This window comes from Vibrio sp. 03_296, from assembly GCF_002265885.1.
In genome coordinates, this window is the sequence record NZ_NPKW01000614.1 from 1 (window position 1) to 628 (window position 628).

The 628-nt window shown below is 44.3% G+C and carries 1 pseudogene; it reads left to right on the forward strand.

Annotated features, from left to right (window positions below):
* Positions 1 to 216: 216 nt before the first annotated feature.
* Positions 217 to 628: pseudogene (locus CIK04_RS26615) on the forward strand (L-ascorbate 6-phosphate lactonase); the annotation flags it as partial.

Genomic DNA, 628 nt, shown 5'->3' on the forward strand with positions numbered 1-628 from the left:
ATGAAAATGATCATTTGATCACCGGTAAAAGCGCGAATCCCGATGTCATCAAAGCGATAGAAGCAAAAGGGACGAATGGTCATTTTGGTGTAACGCGACCTCGTTTCTTTCTCAAATCACGAACACAATTCTGCTCAGTGCCTTAATCACCCTTTAAGGCGCTTGGCTCCCTACATCCTAAATTTAATAAAAGTTGTGAAACAAGAAGGTGTTGCTATGAGTAAAGTAAATGAAATTACACGCGAGTCATGGATCCTAAGTACCTTTCCTGAATGGGGAACTTGGCTGAACGAAGAGATCGAAAACACAGTAGTAGAGCCGAATACATTCTCCATGTGGTGGTTGGGTTGTACTGGTATCTGGTTGAAAAGTGAGGGTAACACTAATATTTCCATCGATTTTGGTGTGGAACGGGCAAAAAACGCAAAAGAACGCCTTTATGAAAAACCAGCACCAAATGATGCGCATGGGAGGCGTGGAAGCACTGCAACCGAACTTACGTACAGCAATCTTCCCGCTTGATCCCTTTGCGATTAAAGAGATTGATGCCGTGTTGGCATCTCATGATCATGGTGATCATATTGACGTCAATGTCGCGGCGGCGGTGCTGCAAAACTGTGGTGAACAC